The 4,655-nt window shown below is 67.6% G+C and carries 3 protein-coding genes; all 3 read right to left on the bottom strand.

The annotated features are described in order from the left end of the window. A partial coding sequence (locus RSO01_RS45990) for an efflux RND transporter permease subunit (RefSeq protein ID WP_147157338.1) occupies positions 1–1,110 on the bottom strand: 1,110 nt, incomplete at its 3' end. A 77-nt stretch (positions 1,111–1,187) separates the two neighbouring features. Next, a complete protein-coding gene (locus RSO01_RS45995) occupies positions 1,188–2,720 on the bottom strand; it encodes an efflux transporter outer membrane subunit (RefSeq protein ID WP_147157339.1) in 1,533 nt (510 codons plus the stop codon). Continuing rightward, a partial coding sequence (locus tag RSO01_RS46000) for an efflux RND transporter permease subunit (protein ID WP_147157340.1) occupies positions 2,720–4,655 on the bottom strand: 1,936 nt, incomplete at its 5' end. The genes RSO01_RS46000 and RSO01_RS45995, both read right to left, overlap by 1 nt.

Below are 4,655 nucleotides of genomic sequence, written 5' to 3' on the forward strand. Positions count from 1 at the left end.
GGCGAAGGGAATGGTGGCCGACACGATCAGGGCGCTGCGCAGGTCACCCAGGAACAGCCACTGGATGGCAAAGATCAGCAGCACGCCCATCACCATGTTGTGCAGGACGGTGCGGGTGGTGATGTCGACCAGCACGCTGCGGTCGTAGATGCGCTCGATGCGCACGCCCGGCGGCAGAAGATCGGAATTGTTGATCCTGTCGACCTCGGCCTCGACCAGGCGCAGGGTCTGCATGGTCTTGGCCCCGCGCCGCATCAGCACGATGCCCTGCACGACGTCATCGTCTTTGTCGTGCCCGGCGACGCCCAATCGCGGCTCATGGCCAACGGTGATGGTGGCGATGTCGGACACCAGCACGGGCGCGCCATCGCGCACCGTCAGCATGGTGTGGCGGATGTCGTCCATGGTGCGGATCTGGCCGACGCTCCTGATCACCGCCGACTGCGGCCCGAGATTGATGGTGTTGGCGCCGACATTGATGTTGGCGCCGGTCAGCGCATCCATCACCTGCTTCAGCGTGACCCCGTAGGCCAGGAGCTTGTCGAGATCGACGGTGATGTCATAGGTCTTGCTCTTGCCGCCCCAGGTCGTGACGTCGATCACGCCCGGCACCGATTTCAGCCGACGCAGCAGGATCCAGTCCTGGATGGTCTTGAGGTCGGTGACGGTGAAGCCTGCGGGGCCGACGACACGATAGCGGAAGATCTCGCCGATCGGGCTGGTCGGCGAAATGATGGGCTGGGCGCCGTTGGGCAAGGGCCCGAGCTGCGACAGGCGGTTGATCACCATCTGCGCTGCCTGCGGGTAGGTCAGGTCGTAGGTGAACTGCACCTTCACGTCCGACAGGCCGGTCAGCGAGATGGTGCGGATCGACTTCACGAAGGGCAGCCCCGCCATCTGCACCTCGATCGGGATGGTGATGTAGCGTTCCATCTCGTCGGACGACTGGCCGGGATTCTGGACAACGATGTCGACCAGCGGCGGCACCGGGTCGGGATAGGCTTCGATGTTCAGGTTGCTATAAGCAAACAGGCCGCCGGCGATCACCGTCACGCTCAGGATCATCACGAGGATGCGCTGGCGAAGAGCTGCGCCGACAATTGCCTGCATATCGTGACCTGCCCTGATGGCTGCCGTCGCACGGCAGCTGCTCCCTTACAGGTCTCTTACGATACGTGGCTTACAGCTTACTGACTTGGAGGCCGCTGCGGCTTGGGCGGCTTGCAGACCATGCGCTGTGCCGGATTGGTCGGCTCATCGCGATTCCACCAGCCGCCGCCCAACGCCTGGAACAATGCCGCAGTATCCATGAGTCGATTGGCCTGCGCCTGGATGCGCGCCAACAGCGCCTGCTGATAGGTGAGCTCGGCAATCAGCACGACGACGTAAGTCGTGTCGCCGACGTCCAGCCGACGACGCGCGATGGTGAGACTGGTCGCCGCGGCCTGCTCGGCCGCCACGGTCGCCTTCAGCGTCTGCGCGTCGTACTCGAGCGCACGCAACGTGTCGGCGACGTTGCGGAAGGCGATAAGGACCGTCGATTCATACTGCGCCTGGGCCTGCTCGAACGAGGCCTGCGCCGCCCGCTTCTTGGCCTGCAACGCGCCGCCGTCGAACAGCGGCTGCAGGATGCCGCCACTGACGACGCTGTAAGCCGGGCCGACCGCCGGGCTGAACAGCGAGCCCAGGGTCAGGGCCTGCGAGCCGATCGTCGACGACAGGTTGATCTGCGGCAGCTGGGCGGCCACGGCGACGCCGACTTGCGCCGAAGCCGAATGGACGTTGGCCTCAGCGGCGCGGATGTCGGGCCGCTGCTCGACCAGCCGTGCCGGCAGGCTGAGCGGCAGGTCGGCCGGCAGCTTCAGGTCGTTGAGCTCGAAGTTCTCGGCCAGTGCCGTGCTGGGCAGGCTGCCGGTCAGGGTGGTGAGCAGGTTGCGCTGCTGCGCCAGCGCCTTCCGCAAGGGCGGCAAGGTTGCCTCGGCTTGCGCCAGTGCCGCCTCCTGGCTGGCGACGTCGGCGCCGGAGATGGCGCCGAGCCCGGCCTGGCCCCGCAGGATACCAAGCGTCTCGCGCTGGGCGGCGATGATGCGCTCAGTCGCCGCTACCTGGGCGCGCAGCGACGCCTCGGTGATCGCCGCCACGACCACGTTGGAAGCCAGCGTAAGGTAAGCCGCCTCGAGCAGGAAGCACTGCGCTTCGGCCTGCGCCTCGGCAGACTCGATGCCGCGCCGCGTGCCTCCCCAGACGTCGGGCGAGTAGGTGATGTTGAGCAGCGCTGTGAACAGGCCGAACACAAAGTTGTTGGGGTCGGCCGTCGGCGCCGACAGCACGGTGGGCGCCTGGGTCTGCGCGGCGGTGCCGGCCACGCCGACGGTCGGGAACAGGGTGGCCCGCTGGGCGCGCGCGGTGTACTGCGACACCTTGAGCGCGGCAATCGCCGACTTGATGTCGGGATTGGCCCTGAGCGAACGATTGATCAGGCCGTTGAGCTGCTGGGACTGGAAGACCATCCACCATTGGCTCGGGATGTCGAGGTCCTGCACCACGCGCTGGGCCTCGCCGCCGGGGATGCCGGCGGAGACGAGGCTCAGGGTCGTGCCCTCGTCGGGCAGATAGCGATTGGTCGGCGGCGGCTCCGGCGTCTTGAAGTCGGGGCCGACCATGCAGCCGGCGAGCGACGCTGCCAGCGCCAGGCAAGAGACACGGCGGCCGCGGGCCATCAGTGGGCCTCCGCCACGCCGGCCGCCAGCACCGTTCGCCGCGCCGTGCGGCGCGAGAAGAGTCCGATCGCGGCGGGCAGCACCGTCAGGAACAGCAAGGGCGCCAGCAGCGTGCCGCCGACCACGACGACGGCAAGCGGCCGCTGCACTTGGCTGCCGATCGCCGTAGAGAAGGCGGCCGGCAAAAGGCCGACGCAGGCCGCCGCACAGGTCATCAGCACCGGCCGCATCTGCACCGAGCAGGTCTCGATCAGCGCCGCCTCGGGCGCGCGGCCGGCATCGATCAGGCGGTTGTAGCAGCCCAGGACCATGATGCCGTTCATGGCGGCGATGCCGAACAGGGCGACGAAGCCGATGGCGGCCGAGATGCTGAACGGCATGCCGAGCGCGAACAGCGCCAGCACGCCGCCGACCAGCGCCAGGGGAATGGCGCTGCCGGCCAGCAGCGTGTCACGCAACGAGCCGAAGCTGGTGAACAGCAGCAGCAGGATCAGGCCGATGGCGATCGGCACGGCGATCGCCAGCCGCTGCAAGGCGTTCTTGAGGTTGCCGAATTCGCCGACCCATTCCACGCGATAGCCACCCGGGATCTTGACCTTCTCCGCCACGCGCTCCTGCGCTTCCAGGATGGCGCTGCCAAGATCGCGGCCGCGCACCGAAAACTTCACGGGAACGTAGCGCTCCTGCTGTTCGCGATAGATGTAATAGGCGCCCGACACAAGCTCGACGGTCGCGACCTCGCTCAGCGGCACCTGGGTGATGCCGCTGGTGCCCTGCACGCCGATCGGGATGCGCTTGATCGCCTCGATGTTCTCGCGATAGCGCGGCGCCAGGCGGACGACCATGGGGAAGTGGCGGTCGCTGCCGTTCTCGTAGACGTCGCCGGCCGCCTGGCCGCCGATCGCGGCCTGCACCGTGGCGTTGACGTCGCCGGGCGCCAAGCCGTAGCGCGCCGCCTTGGCGCGGTCGATGTCGATCTTGATGGTCGGCTGGCCGAGCGACGCCGACACGGCGAGGTCGGTGATGCCGGGCACGGTGGCGATGGCGTTCTTGATATCGTCGGCGACCTTGCCGAGCGTCTCGAGGTCCGGGCCGTAGACCTTGACCGAGTTCTCGCCCTTCACGCCCGACGCCGCCTCCTGGACGTTGTCCTGGATGTACTGCGAGAAGGTGAATTCCACGCCCGGGAAGGCCTTGGTCAGTGCGTCGTTCATCTCGGCGATCAGGCCGTCCTTGTCGAGGCCCTTGCGCCACTGGTCGAAGGGCTTCAGCGGCACGAAGAACTCGGCATTGAAGAAGCCCGTCGAATCGGTGCCGTCGTCGGGCCGGCCGTGCTGGGAGATCACGGTCTCCGCCTCGGGGAAGCTCTTGATCAGCCGGCGCATGCGGTTGGCGTAGTCGTTGCCCGCTTCCAGCGAGATCGAGGCCGGCATGACCGCTCGGATCCACATGTTGCCTTCCTCGAGCTTGGGCAGGAATTCCAGGCCGATCGTGCTGCCGGCGAGGACGGCGAGAGCGACGGCGCCCATGCCCGCGGCCACGGCGGCGCGGCGATGAGCCAGCACGACGTCGCGCAGCCTGTCGTAGCCGCGGCGCAGCGTGCGCACCGCGCGGGTCTCGGCATGGCTCACCTTCTCGGGCAGCAGCATGGCGGCAAGCGCCGGTGAAACGGTGAAGGTGGCCAGAAGGCCGCCCGACAGGGCGTAGGCGTAGGTGCGGGCCATCGGGCCGAAGATGTGGCCTTCGACGCCCGACAGGGTGAACAGGGGCAGGAAGCCCGCGATGATGATGGTGGCCGAGAAGAAGATCGCCTGCGTCACCTCGGTCGAGGCATGGAAGATCGTCGCCAGCTTGCCGTCGAGCCCTTCGGGCGTTGGCCTGAGCGGGCGGCTCTCGGCGTGGCCGACTTCCGACAGGTGCCGGTAGATGTTTTCG

This window comes from Reyranella soli (genome assembly GCF_007992495.1).
In the GTDB taxonomy this organism is placed as follows: Bacteria; Pseudomonadota; Alphaproteobacteria; order Reyranellales; family Reyranellaceae; genus Reyranella; species Reyranella soli.